Source organism: Halobacillus salinus (genome assembly GCF_004684905.1).
Classification (GTDB): Bacteria; Bacillota; Bacilli; order Bacillales; family Halobacillaceae; genus Halobacillus; species Halobacillus salinus.
In genome coordinates, this window is the sequence record NZ_SRJC01000001.1 from 1582493 (window position 1) to 1600926 (window position 18434).

The following is an 18434-nucleotide window of genomic DNA, read 5'->3' on the forward strand; positions in this document are numbered from 1 at the left end:
ACGAGGTCTTCTACCCCATTGTTCAAAAATCGTTCATATCTCTTATACAATTCAAACCTATAAAAAAAGACCGGAAGAACCGGTCTTTTTTCTGTTTTACCACCAAATCAAAGTAGTAAAGGTAATAATCGTAAGCAAGGCTACGGCTGCACCGCCATACATCATGAGGGCAGGCATATCGTGACCTTTGTTTTTCATGTGCATGAAATAATAAAGTTGGAAAGCAACTTGCACGACAGCAAGCAAGATCAGAGTTGGAATAATGAAGAACGAGTTCACTTCGAACATCACCATTCCAAATGCAACGAATGTGAAGATAATCATCATCACAAAGCTGATGACCTGATGCTTCATCTCTTCCCGGTGTTGTTTTCTTTCGTATTCATGTTGATGAGCAGGTTTGGCGTTTGACATCGTTTAACCCACCTTTCCCATGAGATAGACAACCGTAAAGATAAATACCCAAACAACGTCAATGAAGTGCCAATATAGACTTGCAATATAGTACTTCGGAGCATTGTAAAGGTTCAATCCACGCTTCTGGTTACGGATGATCAGAGCCGTAATCCAAGAAAGTCCGAATAGAACGTGTCCTCCGTGGAAGCCGACTAGCGTATAGAAGGCAGAACCAAATGCGGACGACCGGAATGTGAATTCATATTCATGAATGTAGTGCATGAACTCATAAATTTCACATCCAAGAAAACCAAGTCCTAACAAGACCGTAATCACGAGCCACAACTGCATCTTCTGGAAGTTATGGTTTTTCATGTGATACATGGCATATACAGATGTTAAGGAACTTGTAAGAAGGAGCATCGTCATAATGAATACTAGCTCCAGTCCAAATAAGTGTTCCGGAGTATTCTCGCCTTGAGTAGAACCGTTTAAAGCAAGATACGTCCCGAATAAACTTGCGAATAAAACTGTTTCTCCTCCGAGGAAAAACCAGAAACCAAGGAACTTGTTTTTACCTTCAAGGGTGGCTTTTTCCGGATCATGCGGCATTTGCTTCGGATTCAGTACATCATCATGACTCATTATTTGCCAGCCCCCTTCTTAATATCTCTTTCAAGCTCTTCTTTATGAATATGGTGCCCTAGATCATCTTTCAAGGAACGAGTAAGCATGGAACCAAGTGTAATACCCATACCAATGAATACAGCTATCAGCCAGCTACTGCTGTCGATCTGATAGATGAATCCAAACCCTGCAATGAACATTCCAAGGGACATCATGAACGGAAGAATAGATCCGTTCGGCATATGGATATCTCCAAGAGGTTCAGAAGGTGTCATACCTTTCTTACCATCCATTTTCTCTACCCAAAGAGGATCTAAACCACGTACAAGTGGTGTTTGAGCAAAGTTGTAATGTGGTGGCGGGGAAGGAATAGCCCATTCTAGGGTACGTCCATTCCAAGGATCTCCACCAACTTTTGGTTCTTTGAAGGCTGTGTAGACGATATTGATTAGGAAGATAATAGTTCCTATTGCCATTAAGAAGGCACCGATAGTACTGATTAAGTTCCCTGTATTCAATCCTTGGCCATCAAGGAAAACCCAGTAACGACGTGGCATTCCCATAAGACCTAGGAAGTGCTGGATAAAGAACGTCAGATGGAAACCGATAAAGAACGGCCAAAATGCCAATTTACCAAGTTTCTCATTAAGAATTTTACCAAACATTTTCGGCCACCAGTAGTGAAGACCTGCGAATAGACCGAAGGCAACACCACCAACGATTACGTAGTGGAAGTGACCTACAACGAAATACGTATCATGATACTGGTAGTCAGCTGCTGCGGCTGCAAGCATAACACCCGTCATTCCTCCAATAGTAAAGGAAGGGATAAATGCAACAGACCAAAGCATCGCTGCTGTCATACGGATCTGCCCGCCCCACATCGTGAACAACCAGTTAAAGATCTTAATACCTGTTGGCACGGCAATCGCCATAGTTGCAACAGCGAAAATGGAGTTCGCAATCGGCCCCATTCCTACTGTGAACATGTGGTGAGCCCATACCATGAATCCTAAGAAACCGATTAGAACCGTCGCAAATACCATCGCGGAATAACCGAATAGACGTTTCTTAGAGAACGTAGAGAATATGTCACTGAATGCTCCGAACAACGGAAGGATCAGAATATATACTTCCGGGTGACCGAAGATCCAGAATAAGTGCTCCCAAATAATAACGTTACCGCCAAGCGCCACATCAAAGAATGCGGATCCGAACATGCGGTCGAACATCATTAGGAACAATCCAACTGTCAAGGCTGGGAATGCAAAAAGAATAAGGGCACTTGTTACGAAAGTCGACCATGTAAACAAAGGCATACGCATGTAAGTCATACCTGGTGCTCTCATATTAACGATTGTAACTAAGAAGTTGATACCTGCGATCAACGTTCCGGCACCGGATATTTGTAGACCCATGACATAATAGTCTACCCCGTGACCAGGTGATGTGGTCGATAACGGAGCATAGTTGGTCCACCCGGCATCAGGTGCTCCTCCAGTAAACCATGAGACGTTCAGAAGTACACCACCAAAGAAAAACAACCAGAACCCTAAGGAGTTCAGGAATGGGAATGCAACGTCTCGTGCTCCTATTTGCAATGGAACAACGGCATTCATCAATGCGAATATCAATGGCATGGCTGCTAAGAATATCATCGTCGTACCATGCATTGTGATCATTTCGTTATAAAGTCCAGCTGATAGAAAATCATTGTCTGGTTTCATCAGCTGAATCCGAATTAACATAGCTTCAACGCCGCCAACTAGGAAGAAGAAACCACCGGTGTACAAATAGAGTTGAGCAATCTTTTTGTGGTCAACGGTCGTTAGGTAATCCCAAATGGTAGCAAGAAAGCCACTTTTTTGCGCAGCTGCAGTACTCACGCTTTAACCTCCCTTTTTATATAACCTTCTCTTTTTTACTCTTCAGATTGAGTCGGAGCGTCTTCACCGACATCCGTGTGGTCAAGCTGTAACAAGTAATCTGCAATTTCCTCGGCTTGTTGTTCATCGACAAGGTTTGCAGGCATCTTGTTCCCCGGTTTGTGTTCATCAGGGTTCGTAATCCAGCTAACCAAATTTTCTTTGGTCGGTTCTAAAATTCCTGCGATTCGTTCGCGATTTGCGAAGTTCGACAAGTTCGGTCCTACCCCCATAGGAGCATTACCGATTGCGTGACAAGACATACACTTATTATTGAATGTCTTCTGGCCTTCTACAGCTGAATCCGTTTCAGGCTTCGCTTCAGGGTCTATGTTACGGAAATCTTCTTTCAATTGCTCAAACTCATCTTGACTTACCGCAACCACACGGAAGTCCATCAGAGAGTGAGAAGGACCACATAATTCAGTACAGTGACCCCAGTAAACGCCTTCTTCATAGGCTTCTAAGTACATTGTGTTAATATTTTCCCCTGGAAGCGTATCCATTTTTCCGGCTATTGATGGCAGCCAGAAAGAGTGAAGTACATCGCTTGCTTTCATGTCTAAGTAGACGCGTTCACCTGTTGGAATGTACAGCTCCTGACTACTAGAGATCTCTTCTCCTTTGTAGTTGAAGTGCCACCAGTATTGGTTACCTGTAACTTCAACGGTAAGAACACCATCATCATCTTGTGTAGACCGATCTGCTAAGTCAAATGTTGCTTGAACTGTCGGCACAGCAAGAACTAGTAGAAGAATAATCGGAATTACAGTCCAGATTACCTCAAGGGCTTTGTTCCCTTCTACCTGTTTCGGGATGATGTCTTCGTCATCTTTCTTCTGACGATAGCGGACCAGTACAAAAGCGTAAATCGCCATAACAATAACAAATACAAAGATCATTATTGCAATACTGATCAACATAAGATCCAATATTAATTCCGAACTATAGCCTTTTGGCTTTAAGGCACTCAAATTGTCTTTCCCACAACCTGATAAAATCAGTGCAAGAGTACCAAATAAAAATAAGGAACGGAATTTTCCCATCCAACCTCTCATGAGTGATACCTCTCTTTCTCTTATATCATTTTTTATTAAGAACTAGTCCACAATGAAGTGGACTAGTACGTTAAAAAGGTAAGGGTAGTGTAACTAGAACCATTGTAAAGAAGATAATGGTCAAATAGTTCAATGAATAGATGAACATCCATGTCGCCCACTTGTAGTCATTCTTCATAAAGAATCCGGCTACTCCTAATACGAGCCATCCAAGCGACAGGACAGAGGCAATGACGAGAAATACAGTACCGAGTGAAGCTAAGTAGATCGGTAGTGGTAATAGACATGCAACGTAAATGACTATCTGTCTTTTTGTCATGTTAAAACCATGGACAACAGGAAGCATGGGGATGCCCGCTGCCTTATACTCGTCTTTCTTCTTCATAGCTAAAGCTAAGAAGTGAGGCGTTTGCCAAATAAACATAATTAAAAACAAAATAATTGCTTCTAATTGGAGTCCTGGGTCGATCGCTGCCCAGCCGATCAAAGGTGGAACAGCGCCAGAAAAACTTCCGACAACAGTGTTAATCGTGTACCTTCTTTTCGACCACATTGTGTACAAGACCACATAAACAAACCAGCCGAATGCCCCAAAGAGAGCCGCTTCCACTGTTGTAAACATCAATATGATAAAACCAGCAACCGATGTCGCTATACCTAATGTTCGAATAACGGACAAGGACATCGTCCCAGTTACCGTAGGTCGACTCTGTGTGCGCGACATGATCGGATCAATATCACGGTCATACCAATTGTTCAAAATACAGCCGCCAGCTATGACGAATGCGGTTCCGAGCATAGTGAGGATAAAGGCTCCCCAGTGATCGGTAAATTGTGACCCTGTAAAGTGCAACGCAAGCCAAAATCCTGCGAAGGTTGTAATAAGGTTGGAATTAATGATTCCGACTTTGATCAAACTTTTAATATCAGCTAACAACGAAGACTCACGGACAGTCGATTGGTCCATCAAATCTGCTGAAGCAGACTCGACTGTTCTTGGGTTATCCATCGTAATATCTTCCTCCTTCTACCTCGCTGACATACCCAGCTGAGGGGCGTGTACCTGTCATTCGAGGGCTGCCTCAAGTACAGACACCGTTTTTTATTGAAGATGTCTGCCCAGAAACATCAGAATTATTGTATCATGGAATCATTGTTCTATCTATTTAAACTGGAGAATTTTATTTAATTGTGACAACTTTGTGAAGCTGTTCTAATCAGAAGTATTCACTAGTTTGAAGACTTTTAACAGTGTTTCCAACTATTTTCTAAGATTTCTTGTAAAACGGCGTACTTATATAGTTCTAGCAAACCATTCCACAATATGCAAGTTTTTTTCGTGGAATAGTAATGATTTCTTTCCTATGAAATGGTATTATATTGTTCGTCGATTTTGTATTACATATAAGGGAGTTCATCCTATGAAATTACTGAAAGGTCTTGCCGTCCTTTCCACATTCGGTATGCTGTTGGTGCTGTTGGGCGGTGCGTTAGTTACAAAAACAGGATCAGGTATGGGGTGCGGACAGAGTTGGCCGCTCTGCCATGGTCAACTGATCCCTTCCTCTATTAACCTTGAGCTCATCATCGAACTTAGCCACAGGTTAGTCTCTGGTGGCGTAGGTCTCTTCGTTCTTGCTTTAGCTATTCTATCGTGGCGAAGAGTAGGACACATTCGGGAAGTTAAATTCTTATCCTTCCTAGCTTTCTTTTTCCTTCTTGCTCAGGGACTCATCGGCGCTGCCGCGGTAAAATGGGGACAGTCAGACTTTGTTTTAGCAATGCACTTCGGAATTTCGCTGGTTTCATTCTCCGCTGTGTTATTGCTCACACTTATCATCTTTGAGATAGACAAAAAGTTCGACGCCGATTCGGTGTATATCAAAAAAGATCTGAGAATCCAGTTCTATGGCTTGATCAGTTATGTACTGCTGGTTGTCTATACAGGTGCTCTTGTCCGGCACACGAATTCGAGTATGGTGTGTATGGACTGGCCATTTTGTTATAACCGTTCTCCTTTCGATTTCAGTTCCTACGGTATTTACCAGTGGATACAAATGGGACATCGCTTAGCTGCAGGAATGGTATTTATCTGGACTATTTATTTGTTTATAAAAGTACTTCGCGAGTATAAAGATGATTCGCTGATGAGAACAGGTTGGTTAATTGCCGTAATCCTCATGATCGTACAAGTTGCACTTGGGGCTTTTGTCATCATTACATACGTGCATCTGATCGTTGCACTACTTCATGCCCTTGTCATTTCATTATATGTAGGGTTACTCTCTTACTTCCTACTCCTATCATCACGAAGCGCAAAAAAGCATAAGGATTAAAAAAGCTCAGAGCTTCAGGCTCTGAGCTTTTCTTATTATTCAAACTCTATCAACAAGTCTCCCACATGAATAGCCTCATTGCTATCAACATAGATGTCCTTGATCACACCATCAAACGGCGCTTGTACGGTAGTCTCCATTTTCATTGCCTCTGTAATCATCAGGTGGTCCCCTTTTTTGACGGTTTCCCCCTTATTAGAAATAACTTTGATTACTGTACCAGGCATCGTTGCCCCTATATGCTTCTCATTTGCTTTATTCGCTTTTGGACGTTCTTGAACAGCTGCTTTCACATTCTCATCCCGAATCACGACCTCACGGGATTGACCGTTCAATTCAAAGTAAATGGTTCTCGTACCATCTACTTGGGCTTCTCCTACGGAAACAAGCTTCACTATCAATGTTTTCCCTTGCTCAATCTCCACACTAATCTCTTCACCAAGTCTCATCCCATAGAAGAAGGTAGGAGTATCAAGAGCGGACATATCACCATATTTCTCCGTGAATGACTGGTGGTCTAAGAACACTTTCGGATAAAGAGCATAGCTGATCATATCAAAGCTTGTGACTGGTCGATTCAATTTATGGAATAATGTTTCTTTTAAATCGTTGAAGTCTACAGGCTCTAACAACTCACCAGGTCTCACTTGTAGTGGTTCACGGCCTTTCAAGATAATCTGTTGCAATTCTGAAGGAAACCCTCCATATGGCTGGCCTAAATACCCTTGGAATAACTCAATCACACTGTCAGGGAAATCAAGAGATTGTCCACGTTCATATATGTCATCTTCTGTAAGGTCATTCTGAACCATGAACAGTGCCATATCCCCTACGACTTTCGAAGAAGGGGTCACTTTCACCAAGTCACCAAACATGTCATTAACTCGGCGGTACATAGCTTTCACTTCATCCCAACGATTTCCCAGCCCGACTGCTTTCGCCTGCTGCTGAAGGTTACTGTACTGACCTCCTGGCATCTCGTGGTGATAAACTTCCGTATGAGGTGCTCTCATCCCACTTTCGAAATCGTGGTAGAAGTTACGAATATCTTCCCAATAGTGGCCAAGCTCCTCATATGAATCAATATTGATGTGCGGTTTGCGTTCATTTGCTTGTAAAGCATGATACAGGCTATTGGCGCTAGGCTGAGAAGTCAGGCCTGCCATTGTGCCTGCTGCAACGTCGACAACATCCACGCCTGCTTCCACTGCCCTGGCGTAGGTGAATATGCCATTCCCGCTCGTATCGTGTGTGTGCAAGTGAATCGGAATATCGACTGTCTCTTTCAATGTAGAGATAAGTTGATAGGCTGCCTCTGGTTTCAATAGACCCGCCATGTCTTTAATCCCCAGGATATGGGCGCCAGCATCTTCAAGCTCTTTTGCTAGGTTCTTATAATAATTCAGGTCATATTTAGGACGTGATGAATCTAAGATATCACCTGTGTAACACATAGCAGCCTCTGCTACTTTTCCATTTTCGCGAACAGCATCAATGGTCAATTTCATCCCTTCTACCCAGTTCAAGCTATCGAAAATCCGGAAGACGTCTATGCCTGCATTAGCACTCTTTTCGACAAACTCCTTGATCAAATTATCCGGGTAGTTTTTGTATCCCACTGCATTGGATGCTCTCAGTAACATTTGGAAAAGTACATTCGGAGCTTTTTCCCTTAATTTGAGAAGTCGCGACCACGGGTCTTCGTTCAAGAAGCGGTAAGAAACATCAAAGGTAGCGCCTCCCCACATTTCGAATGAAAACAAGTCCGGAAGAAGTCGTGCAGTAGGTTCTGCAATCGCTTCTAAATCCTTCGTTCTGACTCGTGTAGCCAGCAAGGATTGGTGGGCGTCACGGAATGTTGTATCTGTAAGTAGCACTTCCTGGCGGTTCTTCACCCATTCCGCCAGTCCTTCTGGTCCACGCTCATCCAATATCTGCTTCGTACCGTTAGGCATAGGGTCGGAATGTTTAACAACCGGAATCCTCGGCTCCTGGAAAGTCGGTTTCTTACGATTTCCATACCCTTCAAAACCGTTGATTGTCCGGTCAGCTATGTAAGTAAGCATCTTGGTACCGCGGTCTTTTCGTTTAGGGAAGACAAACAGTTCCGGAGAACGGTCGATAAATGTGGTGTCATACTCACCGTTCAGGAATTGTTTATGCATGACGACATTTTCGAGAAATGGAATATTCGTTTTAATACCCCTGATTCTGAACTCTTTAAGGTTCCGTACCATTTTGTGAGCTGCCTGATCAAAACTTAATGCCCATGTGGAGAGTTTTACTAACAAGGAATCATAATAAGGAGAGATAACTGCTCCTTGAAAACCGTTCCCTGCATCCAAACGAACACCGAATCCTCCTCCAGATCTATAGGCCATAATCTTACCTGTATCTGGCATGAAGTTATTGAGCGGATCTTCAGTGGTAACACGAGACTGAATCGCATATCCGTGAGTACGGATCTCCTCTTGTAGAGGAATGCCTACCTCTTTTGAATGGAGAGCGTGTCCTTCTGCTACCATGATCTGAGTCTGGACGATATCGACTCCTGTGATCATCTCGGTAATCGTATGTTCTACTTGAACACGTGGATTAACCTCGATGAAGTAAAATTCATCCCCCGTCACGAGAAACTCTACTGTTCCTGCATTAATGTAATCTACATTGTTCATCAACTGGACAGCTGCGTCACAAATCTGTTCCCGAAGCTCGTTATTCAGCGCGACGCTCGGGGCAACTTCCACTACTTTTTGGTGCCTGCGTTGCACAGAGCAGTCACGTTCATACAAGTGAACAAGGTTCCCATCACGATCTCCAATGATCTGCACTTCGATATGCTTCGGCTGCTCGATTAACTTCTCTACATAAACTTCGTCGCTTCCAAAAGCTGCTCTTGCTTCAGATCTGGCCCGGTCGTATGCTTCTTCAAGACTATCAGCGTTGCGGACAACTCTCATACCGCGGCCTCCGCCACCCATTGCGGCCTTGATCATTAACGGATAACCGTTATCGTTTGCGAAGCGGCGCACTTCTTCTAAACCGCTTACAGGACCGTCACTGCCTGGTATGACAGGAATGTCCGCTGCAATCGCCTGTTCTCTTGCTTTCACTTTATCACCGAACATATGGAGCTGTTCACTATTCGGTCCAATGAAGGTCAAACCTTCTTCTTCACACCGTTTTGCGAAATGTATGTTTTCAGACAAGAAGCCGTAGCCAGGGTGAATAGCATCAACCCCGACACTTTTAGCGATTTCAATGATTCCCTCGATGTCCAAATATGCATCGATCGGCTTTTTCCCTTTACCAACAAGATAAGCTTCATCTGCTTTATATCTGTGGTATGAACCCGTATCTTCCTGAGAGTAGATTGCAACTGTTCGAATGTTCAGTTCTGTACAAGCACGAAAAACTCGGATGGCAATTTCGCCACGGTTAGCAACTAGTACTTTATTGATTTTCTTCAATTCTGCCATGATCTCACTCCTCTATTGGTCATCGGTTCTACATTTCTTTCCACTACCTCTTCTTCTTCCTCCTCTTCCTCTTTGACTTTTACAGTTCTTGCTATATTATTTAAGATCCCAACAGCTATCATAAGAATAACAAGGGAGGATCCTCCATAACTTACAAAAGGCAGGGTTACCCCTGTGATTGGAAGTATTCCACTCATCGCGCCAAGATTAATAAAAGCTTGAAGCCCGATCATAGAGGATATACCGAGTGCGAGTAATGCGCCAAATGCATCACGACATTTCGATGATATGTATAATCCCCTAAGTACGATCAGAGCTAATAAGCCAACCGTAATACCAACTCCGATAAAGCCCAGTTCTTCAGCAATAACCGCCATAATGAAATCTGTATGAGGTTCTGGAAGGTAGCCCAACTTCTGAATACCTTGTCCAATACCTTCGCCAACAAGACCTCCTGTACCGATTGCGACATACGACTGGATCAAGTGATATCCGTCATCGTCCGGTGATTCGAATGGTTGATAAGCTCCGGAGAACCTCTCAAGCCTCTCATCTGTCACCATCTGGGTCGCCCCGATTCCTATGACGCCAAACGTAACCACAACTAGTAATAAGATATGTGTCCACTTAATACCGGAACTCATGATGATCAAACTGGCAATCATGCCGATAACAGCAGCAGAGCCGATGTCAGGCTGCATGATGATCAAACCCAAAATCAGTACCGTCAAAACAAGCGGTGGAATTACCGCTTTTCCAAAATCATCGATATATTTCTGTTTTTTTGCATAAACAGAAGATAAGTATATGATCAAGCCGATTTTGACAAATTCAGCTGGTTGAAAATTCATAAAACCAAGGTTGTACCAGGAAACCGCGTTATTCGTCTCTGTTCCAAAGAAGAACAATAATCCCAGCGACAGTAACATGAACAAAACAATAGCCTTGGTCAACTTCTGCCAATGGCGATAAGGAATAGCAGACACCAAAATCATCATTCCAAGTCCTACCGTTAACCATTGAATCTGCTTGATCAAAAAGTGGTTGCTCTCGACTCCGAATACCATCGGTCCATACACCATACTTGCACTGTAGATCATGATTGTTCCGAATGCAGCAAGTGCAATAGGGGCAAACAATAAACTAAAGTCATAGGTTTTTAAGCGTTGAAACATTTCATTCATCCCTACTTTTTCATATTTTCATAGACGAACGTCCTAAGTAGTCCCAGATACAAAAAAACTCAAATTACAACTGAGGACGTCGCAATTTGAGTAAGTCTATCATGATTTCTGTGCAGCCTCATGTAGAACATTCAATTGTTTTTCTAAGTTATCCAGAAGTTCTTTGCCTTCTTCTTCCGTAACGAGGTTAAGACGTACCGCAAAGTGAATTTCACGTGATAACCCGAACATTTGTGTATCTAAAACTTCTTCATAAAGTGGACACTGAGGCATCGTCAAGTTGTCCATCTGAACTTTAATTAACCGAAGTATTTTATCAGCGTCAGCTTTTAGAAGGGCGTAGGCCTTTTCACGATGATCCACAGCCACATCAGACAACATCAAAATCCCCTCCATTTACAGTCTATCTCTTTTCATATTATCGTCTCGTACGAAAAAATGCAACAGAGGTTCAGTCATTCCCCTAAAAAATTGACAAATCGTAGCGATTAGACAATAGCTCTAATAATTTCAAGCCTACGACACTGTTCCCTTTTTCATCTAGACTGGGGCCGTAAACAGCTATACCGCCGAAGTGATTGAGTGATGCCAGCACGGATCCTGACACTCCACTTTTGGCTGGGATTCCTACTTTGATTGCAAACGAGCCTGAAGCATCGTACATACCACATGTGACCATGAAGGTCTTACAGATTCTAGCTAGATGCTTAGGGATAATACTCCTTCCTGATTCCAGATCACGCCCTCCATTAGCAAATAGTGCACCTATTCTTGCTAACTGACATACATTCACTTCAATGGCACATTGTTTTGTATAAGCATCGAGCGTCTCTTCCACGCTCCCCTTCACAATTCGATGTTGCTTCATATAGAAAAGTAGCGAACGATTCAAGAATGATGTCTCGAATTCATTGGAAGCAACTTCAGGATTGTACCCTATCGTGTGATCATCTGTCAGGTCATGAATAAAACTAAGTAACCTTCCTACTTTTTCATCCGGCGTATCTCCGTGGATCATATTGGTAACGGCTAGTGCTCCGGCATTGATCATGGGATTCAGTGGTTTGCCTGGCGTTTTCTCCAGACGATAGATCGAATGGAACGGGTCTCCAGTAGGCTCCATACCAACCCGATCAAACACATAATCCTCCCCGTTATCCATTAGAGCAAGCGCAAGAGCGATGACTTTCGATATACTTTGCAGAGTGAAAGTAGCGTCAGTATACCCTGCCTCGACACTCTCCCCGTTCAAGTATTGGATCGCTACAGCGAGTTCTTCTGGGTTCTGCCTTGATAGGGCAGGAATATAGTTTGCCACTTGACCGTCGAAAGCATAAGGCCTTACATTTTCAAGCCATTCTTCTAATATGTCTTGTGTGATATCTTTTTTCAAAAGGCATGACCTCCCTTAATGAAATCGAATTCATTTTTTGCTATCATGGAGTAGGTTGATAATTATTGGAAAGGTGGCTCCACCATGATTGTACAAATTGCTGGAAACGTAAAGTTTCCGATCACCTTAGATCCAACAGTGTGGATCTTTGACGATCGTAAGGTAACGTTCAAAGAAATATTCGAACCAGAAAATGCAGAGTCTTCCATAGAAGAAGAAGACGAATTAAAGCGCAAATCCCTTCGCTTTGATCGCGAAGTATATCAACAAAAGCTGAATCCACCCGTGAATAAAAGCATTAACCGATATGAAAAGCAGCGAATTGTAAATGGTACGTTTCTAATGCCCATTAAATCTTTCCTTCAAACTAGCGAACCCATGAAAGACGTTACACAAGCAAAGCTTATATCAGATCAGGAAGAAGAAATTATAGATGCTGATCTGCTTGCAGATTCGTACTTACTATTTGCAGAGAACGGAAAGCCACTTAAAGAGAGTGGGCCGATTCATATTTACTTCCATGATGGATCGAATCAAGATGCGCCGATCAAAGGAATCAAAAGAATTGAATTGCAATAACTCCTGAGGGCAGCTAACAAGCTGTCCTTTTTACATATTCTTTTCCAAAGTTGCACACACTATAAGCACAAATCCAATGCCCTAAATGGGCTTACTAAGAAATGTGGTGTTGACGATGAAAAGAATTCTGCTCATCACTTTGCTGCTATTTCTCGCTGCATGCCAAGCAAATAATGAACAATCGCTACTCAGAGAAAGACAAACAGATCCAGAACTGAAGTATGTAACCGATTCTGATCCTGTAGAGCGCAAAGAACTTACCAACCAACAAATCGCCAAGCGATTAGCACAGACAGCTGTTGAAGTTCCGGATGTTCGCGACGCTAGAGCTATTGTTCTTGGGAACTATGTCGCAGTAGGAATCGATGTTGATAAAGACTTAGATCGTTCCAGGGTAGGTGTGATCAAGTTCTCCGTTGCAGAAGCTCTCAAACATGACCCTTACGGAAAGCAAGCTGTAGTCATTGCTGACGCTGATGGTCTTGAGCGCATTAAAGGACTGACACGAAAAATGAAAGAAGGCCACCCAATTCAAGCTGTCACAGAAGAATTGAGTCAAATAGTAGGACGATATATGCCTGAAGGCCCAATTAATGAACGGTCCCAGTCCGAATCGAACCAACAATCAGTGAACCAAAAAGATCAAGAAAAACTCAAGAAAATCGAAAAGGAACAGTCGAAAGAACAAGGACAGAAAAACAGCTAAATCCGCTCAGGATTTAGCTGTTGCTTTTTTCTAGGATTTCACGCTCTTTCTCCGTTAATTCATTGTAGTATTGGACCCCGAACTGAGAGCCTTCTGAAACCATTTCTGAATTTTCCAAATCAGAAACTTCTGGTTTGCCTGCCTCTTGTACTGGCATATCAGACTTTGAACTCAAGCTTCCTTGCAGATTCTTAGCTTTATCCACCACTTTATTCCGGTTGTCTTCATCTTTAAGTAAATAGGCAATAGCTCCTCCTGCTAAGGCTCCCACTGCTGTTGCAACCCAACGTTTTCTCACCACATTATCATCCTTTCCTCTACATTCTATCCATACGTTTCCCTCCTAAAATGAAAACAAAACGTGGAAACTTCATCTAATTTCAAGAGTTTGAAATATGTGTTATACTTTACAGAAATGATTGTATAACATTGAGGTGAAAACCATGCGTGTTCAATGTGTCATATGCGATACCATCAAAACGATTGATAGTTATTGCTTACAAGCTAAGCGATTAAGAAATCGACGCATAAATACGTTCATGTGCGAGCCTTGCCATGAGCGAATTGCTGACAAGACGAAGAAGCGATTAGAAACAGGGCAATTCCAGTTTCGTCGCGAACGAAAAAAAGAAAAGCATTTGCCTTAAACAAGAGAGCAGCCTTATAAGCTGCTCTCTTTCTTTTAACAAGCAAAAAAAAAGAGCCTTGCGATTTGCAAAGCTCTTACACCTATGATTGTTGGCTCTCTCTTCCGCTTCTTTCCTTGTGCAGACGCAAACGGTAAATTCCGAGAATCAATGCTGCAACTGCAATACTCTCAGGTAACGGGAGGTTCAAACCCAATATTAAAGTTAATAAAAATGTCCCTATAACTAAAACGGCATATACTACAACCGTTTTCATCAATGGTAATTTTCGTGCGAAACCTAATTTGAATGTTACAATCGTCAGAATGACAGTCGTTAAGTATAGTAATAAAAATGAACGAAACAACATGGATACTTCGTCAGGGTTATTCATATTCACTTCACTACCCAAGCCCTGAAAGAAAAAATCCGCAACAGGCCATAGATCCGTTGGCACCTGCAATATGGACGTGTCTTGCATAACGCTCCTCCTCACGTAACCTCTACTCCTCCCTATGATACAGGATATCGCATAAAGAAGCTACCCGGCGAGCTGATTTTCAAATTTCAATCAAATTAGATATAATAGCAGGTGAATAGGGGTGATTCAGATGAAAAATACGCCGGTAACGATGGCGTTCCTTGCTTGTCTCGTCATTTTTTCCTTTATCTTCTGTGCCTTTTCCCTAGGTCAAAAAGTCTTTTGGCTATCAGGTCTCTTCTTATTACTAGGGTTTGGCATCATGGGATACGGTCTTAAATTAAAACGTTCCACTACTTAAAAAAAGCAAAAAGCGCCGTGATCAACGGTCGCTTTTTGCTTTCTTTAATGACACATACTGATCGATGATTTCATCATGGATAGGGGAACGGCTTGCCAAGACTGTAGATTTCTCTAACAAATTCAACGGTTCTTTGTCAGCCTGTGTGACTACCCCGCCTACTTCCTTCACTAGAATGGCACCCGCGGCAAAGTCCCATGGCATGAGCGTCATTGTCAAGTAGCCATCCATAACCCCTTCTGCAACGAAAGCAAATTCCAAAGCAGCGGAGCCATAGGAGCGCGTACTTCTCAGTTTTTTCACCAGCTCCTGCACACCAGTGTGCTCAATATACGGGTTTTCAGGAATCATCCAAGTTGTATTCAATGCCAGAATAGACTGATGCAAAGGACGTTCATGGTTCAGTTCTGGAAGCTTCCAATCATTTTTGTAAGCTCCTTCTCCCCTTTTCGCGGTATATAGCACGTCTTCCATAACATTATAAATCAAGCCGATTTCACCAATTCCATCCACATAGATACCGATAGAAATGGCGAAATTGCGTTTCTGGTGTACAAAATTCATCGTTCCATCAATAGGATCGACAATCCAAACCATCCCTTTGAGTTCGGTCAGGTCATCACCGAACCCCTCTTCTCCCAGTAAAAAGTGCTCTGGATACTTGGAACGAATCTTCTCAGCAAAGAATTGTTCTGTTTGCTGATCCATTTCTGTGACTAAGTCATTCGGGTTAGACTTCGTCTCTATTTGACGAGGCGCATCGATGTTCTCACGGATCCGCTCTCCAGCCTCTAAAACCCAGGACTTTGCTGATTCAAATACTTCATTTCTTAATTGCTTGTCCATCCACGACTTCTCCTTTTAATCAACTTATATCTTATGTTATCAAAACCCAATCAAAAAAGACAAAAAAACACGAGTAACTTTATTGTTACTCGTGTTTACAGAGACCATTCAATCAATTGCTTTCGCAATGCTGACAACTTGCGTTTAGCTCTCATTATCTGTTCTTCGTCTCCAGCAACCATAGCATCATGCAATGTGACAAGTTCATAATCAATTTCCATACGGATTACCGGGAGCTTCTCTTGTGCTTCTCGTTTACGCAATGCCTCCATGACATGTTTCATGGTTAATCCCTCCCTTTCAAACCCTTACTGTATATATATGAGTCGAACGCGGCAAAAGTTTCTATAAGATTACTTATATTTAACCCATTTTTCATAGGTTCAAACGCACCGAACACATTGCTTCGTAAGGGTGGGATTGTGTGGTAAAATGATGCCTAGTAAAAAGGAGTTGATGACATGACAACATTCGAAGGGTTTACACAAAAAGATTTTGACGTATTTTCCATTCCAGGACTTGAAAGTAGAATGGAAGCCCTGCGTGAGAATATTTCCCCTAAACTCGAAGCAATTGCAACAGACCTTGCTCCTGATGTAACAGCGATGACAGGAGACGAAATGTTCGTCCACGTCGCAAAGCATGCTCGACGAAAAACGAATCCACCAAACGATACTTGGGCAGCCTTGGCTGCAAATAAAAGAGGCTACAAGAAGCTTCCTCATTTTCAGATTGGCTTGTGGGAGACGCATGTTTTCATCTGGTTTGCAGTCATTTATGAAAGCCCGATTAAACAAGACTTCGCTAGAAAGTTGAAGGAAAACCGTCAGGATATCCTTGACCACATCCCTGATGAATTCGTGTGGTCAATTGACCACACAAAACCAGATGCTATCCCGCATCTGGAAGTGAAAGAAGAGAAATTCGATTCGATGACCGAGCGCCTGGGATCTGTTAAGAAAGCAGAAATTCTTTGCGGACAAACCTTGCCTCGAGGAGATAATCGCCTGAAGGATCCTGAGGCTTTTCTCCAACTATGTAAAGACACATTCCAAACACTAGAGCCGCTATATCGAATGACTAAAAGTCTATAACCAGAAGAAAGGACGTCCAGGCGGACGTCCTTTCTTCTTCAGCATTCATGTAGACATTTTCACTTTTGCGCCAGCATTCAATTCTTTTGCTTTTTTCACCGTACGATAACTGGAGTATCCTGATTCTTTTTCGAACTGGCTTGTCAGTTTCTTTTCTTCACTTTTAGATGGCACAATTTGTTTGAACCGAGTGTAGGCGAGCATTAAGTCGTCACGGTTCACCCCTTTTTCGTATGCCTGTTCAATCATATTATAAAAATTGACTACATCGATGATTTCTTCTTTTGACCAGTATTGCTCATCAATCGGGTATGAATAACTCATTCCGCTTCCTCCTTACATGTTAAGACCATCGCTTCCTTATCTGCTCCGCATCAGTTAGCATGCGCTCAAATAACTCTTTTACAGATGGTATGTCCTTTATTCTGGCGGCTACCTGACCAGCCCATCCAAATCCTTCGCTTTCTTCTCCCTTGTATATATAAGCTTTGTTGGCTTCTCCACTAATATAGTGTTTCAACCCTTCATAGCCTGCCCCGCTTTTTTCAAGCTCTAAGATTTTTTCTGTCCAATCATTCGTTAGAGCTCTCGCTGGTGACTTAATACTACGCTTAATTACAGTTGTAGAAGCCTCATCCGCATCAATGAGTGCTTGTTTATAAACCTGATGGGCATGATGGCATTCCGCAGTCGCGATAAATCTTGTACCCATCTCGATTCCTTCTGCGCCTAAAGCAAGAGCTGCCATCAACCCCCTGCCATCACCGATTCCACCAGATGCAATGACTGGGATCTCGACAGCATCGACAACTTGAGGAGTCAACACAAACGTTCCGACATCGTCTCGCCCTAAGTGACCGCCTCCTTCATGGCCAACGACCATGACAGCATCAGCACCGAGTTCCTCTGCCTTCTCAGCTTGCCTCTTAGCTGCAACGAGGACCAGCTTTCTGATCCCCTTCCCCTCTACCATATCCAGAACCGGTTTCGGATTTCCTCCAGTAACACTGATTACTGGCACTTGCTCATCGATTGCAACCTGAACCATGTCCTCGAAAGAACGACCATGTTGACCAATTGCAAAGTTCACCCCGAAAGGTTTCGATGTCTTTTGTCGTACTTTATGAATTTCATTCCGCAGCTGCTCAGGGTCTGACATGCTCATAGCAGTAACTTGCCCAAGCCCCCCTGCATTAGAAACTGCTGAAGCCAAATCTGAGTAAGCTAAATGGGCTAGCCCACCTTGAATAATCGGATATGTAATACCTAACAGCCGTGTCACTCTCGTTTGCCAATCCATGAAACCCCTCCCTTAGCATTATTCTATCACGAGTACCTTAATCACAGTAACAACTGTCTCTGTTCGAAATTAACTAGCCACGTACGAGGGACTCTGCTATAAT

At 42.9% G+C, this 18434-nt stretch carries 21 protein-coding genes; 6 read left to right on the forward strand and 15 right to left on the reverse strand.

Annotated features, from left to right (window positions below):
* Positions 1-96 precede the first annotated feature (96 nt).
* From ctaF to cyoE, 5 genes are all read right to left on the reverse strand, one after another.
* A complete protein-coding gene (gene ctaF / locus E4663_RS08595; RefSeq protein WP_079480408.1) occupies positions 97-414 on the reverse strand; it encodes a cytochrome c oxidase subunit IVB in 318 nt (105 codons plus the stop codon).
* 3 nt (positions 415-417) lie between these two features.
* Positions 418-1041 (reverse strand): cytochrome (ubi)quinol oxidase subunit III, encoded by a 624-nt coding sequence (locus E4663_RS08600; RefSeq protein WP_079480409.1) that lies wholly within the window; start codon positions 1039-1041, stop codon positions 418-420.
* A complete protein-coding gene (gene ctaD, locus E4663_RS08605; RefSeq protein WP_135327285.1) occupies positions 1041-2909 on the reverse strand; it encodes a cytochrome c oxidase subunit I in 1869 nt (622 codons plus the stop codon). The genes E4663_RS08600 and ctaD overlap by 1 nt, the downstream gene beginning before the upstream one ends.
* A 35-nt stretch (positions 2910-2944) precedes the next feature.
* Positions 2945-4006, reverse strand: coding sequence for a cytochrome c oxidase subunit II (gene coxB, locus E4663_RS08610; RefSeq protein ID WP_135327286.1), 1062 nt, complete (start codon positions 4004-4006; stop codon positions 2945-2947).
* A 70-nt stretch (positions 4007-4076) separates the two neighbouring features.
* On the reverse strand, positions 4077-5015 hold the full coding sequence (gene cyoE / locus E4663_RS08615; RefSeq protein ID WP_079480412.1) for a heme o synthase: 939 nt from the start codon (positions 5013-5015) through the stop codon (positions 4077-4079).
* A gap of 412 nt (positions 5016-5427) precedes the next feature.
* On the opposite strand from cyoE, the gene E4663_RS08620 reads away from it, so the two are divergent.
* Positions 5428-6342 (forward strand): COX15/CtaA family protein, encoded by a 915-nt coding sequence (locus E4663_RS08620; protein ID WP_135327287.1) that lies wholly within the window; start codon positions 5428-5430, stop codon positions 6340-6342.
* A 35-nt stretch (positions 6343-6377) separates the two neighbouring features.
* On the opposite strand, the gene pyc is transcribed toward E4663_RS08620, so the two are convergent.
* From pyc to glsA, 4 genes are all read right to left on the reverse strand, one after another.
* On the reverse strand, positions 6378-9821 hold the full coding sequence (gene pyc, locus E4663_RS08625) for a pyruvate carboxylase (protein ID WP_135327288.1): 3444 nt from the start codon (positions 9819-9821) through the stop codon (positions 6378-6380).
* Entirely contained in the window at positions 9809-10996 is a 1188-nt protein-coding gene (ftsW, locus tag E4663_RS08630) for a putative lipid II flippase FtsW (protein ID WP_079480415.1), read from the reverse strand. Before ftsW ends, pyc begins: the two co-directional genes overlap by 13 nt.
* 108 nt (positions 10997-11104) lie before the next feature.
* Positions 11105-11386, reverse strand: a complete 282-nt coding sequence (locus E4663_RS08635; RefSeq protein WP_079480416.1) for an Fpa/YlaN family protein — start codon at positions 11384-11386, stop codon at positions 11105-11107.
* Between the two features lie 82 nt (positions 11387-11468).
* Positions 11469-12398 carry a glutaminase A gene (gene glsA, locus E4663_RS08640; RefSeq protein ID WP_135327289.1) on the reverse strand — a complete coding sequence of 310 codons (930 nt, stop codon included), beginning with the start codon at positions 12396-12398 and terminating at the stop codon, positions 11469-11471.
* 84 nt (positions 12399-12482) lie between these two features.
* Between glsA and E4663_RS08645 the strand changes: the two genes are divergently transcribed.
* Positions 12483-12977 (forward strand): hypothetical protein, encoded by a 495-nt coding sequence (locus E4663_RS08645; protein ID WP_135327290.1) that lies wholly within the window; start codon positions 12483-12485, stop codon positions 12975-12977.
* A gap of 115 nt (positions 12978-13092) precedes the next feature.
* Positions 13093-13683, forward strand: coding sequence for a YhcN/YlaJ family sporulation lipoprotein (locus E4663_RS08650; RefSeq protein WP_079480419.1), 591 nt, complete (start codon positions 13093-13095; stop codon positions 13681-13683).
* 13 nt (positions 13684-13696) lie between these two features.
* Here E4663_RS08650 and E4663_RS08655 read toward each other — a convergent pair whose 3' ends face one another.
* Positions 13697-13981: a hypothetical protein gene (locus E4663_RS08655; RefSeq protein WP_079480420.1), complete on the reverse strand. Its 285-nt coding sequence runs from the start codon at positions 13979-13981 to the stop codon at positions 13697-13699.
* A 145-nt stretch (positions 13982-14126) separates the two neighbouring features.
* On the opposite strand from E4663_RS08655, the gene E4663_RS08660 reads away from it, so the two are divergent.
* Positions 14127-14330 (forward strand): YlaI family protein, encoded by a 204-nt coding sequence (locus E4663_RS08660; protein WP_079480421.1) that lies wholly within the window; start codon positions 14127-14129, stop codon positions 14328-14330.
* 82 nt (positions 14331-14412) lie between these two features.
* Here the strand turns inward: E4663_RS08660 and E4663_RS08665 are convergent, their stop codons facing one another.
* Positions 14413-14790: a YlaH-like family protein gene (locus E4663_RS08665; protein WP_079480422.1), complete on the reverse strand. Its 378-nt coding sequence runs from the start codon at positions 14788-14790 to the stop codon at positions 14413-14415.
* A 130-nt stretch (positions 14791-14920) separates the two neighbouring features.
* Between E4663_RS08665 and E4663_RS19945 the strand changes: the two genes are divergently transcribed.
* Positions 14921-15091, forward strand: a complete 171-nt coding sequence (locus E4663_RS19945; protein WP_168927332.1) for a hypothetical protein — start codon at positions 14921-14923, stop codon at positions 15089-15091.
* A gap of 21 nt (positions 15092-15112) precedes the next feature.
* Here E4663_RS19945 and E4663_RS08670 read toward each other — a convergent pair whose 3' ends face one another.
* Positions 15113-15937: an inositol monophosphatase family protein gene (locus E4663_RS08670; protein WP_135327291.1), complete on the reverse strand. Its 825-nt coding sequence runs from the start codon at positions 15935-15937 to the stop codon at positions 15113-15115.
* 95 nt (positions 15938-16032) lie between these two features.
* Positions 16033-16221: a hypothetical protein gene (locus tag E4663_RS08675; RefSeq protein ID WP_135327292.1), complete on the reverse strand. Its 189-nt coding sequence runs from the start codon at positions 16219-16221 to the stop codon at positions 16033-16035.
* A 177-nt stretch (positions 16222-16398) separates the two neighbouring features.
* Here E4663_RS08675 and E4663_RS08680 point away from each other — a divergent pair, with 177 nt between their 5' ends.
* Entirely contained in the window at positions 16399-17031 is a 633-nt protein-coding gene (locus tag E4663_RS08680) for a YktB family protein (protein ID WP_135327293.1), read from the forward strand.
* 45 nt (positions 17032-17076) lie between these two features.
* On the opposite strand, the gene E4663_RS08685 is transcribed toward E4663_RS08680, so the two are convergent.
* Complete coding sequence (locus tag E4663_RS08685; RefSeq protein WP_079480426.1) at positions 17077-17355, reverse strand: UPF0223 family protein; 279 nt, start codon at positions 17353-17355, stop codon at positions 17077-17079.
* 19 nt (positions 17356-17374) lie between these two features.
* The gene (locus E4663_RS08690; RefSeq protein ID WP_135327294.1) at positions 17375-18331 is read right to left on the reverse strand and encodes an NAD(P)H-dependent flavin oxidoreductase; all 957 of its coding nucleotides are present in this window, start codon (positions 18329-18331) and stop codon (positions 17375-17377) included.
* Positions 18332-18434: the final 103 nt, after the last annotated feature.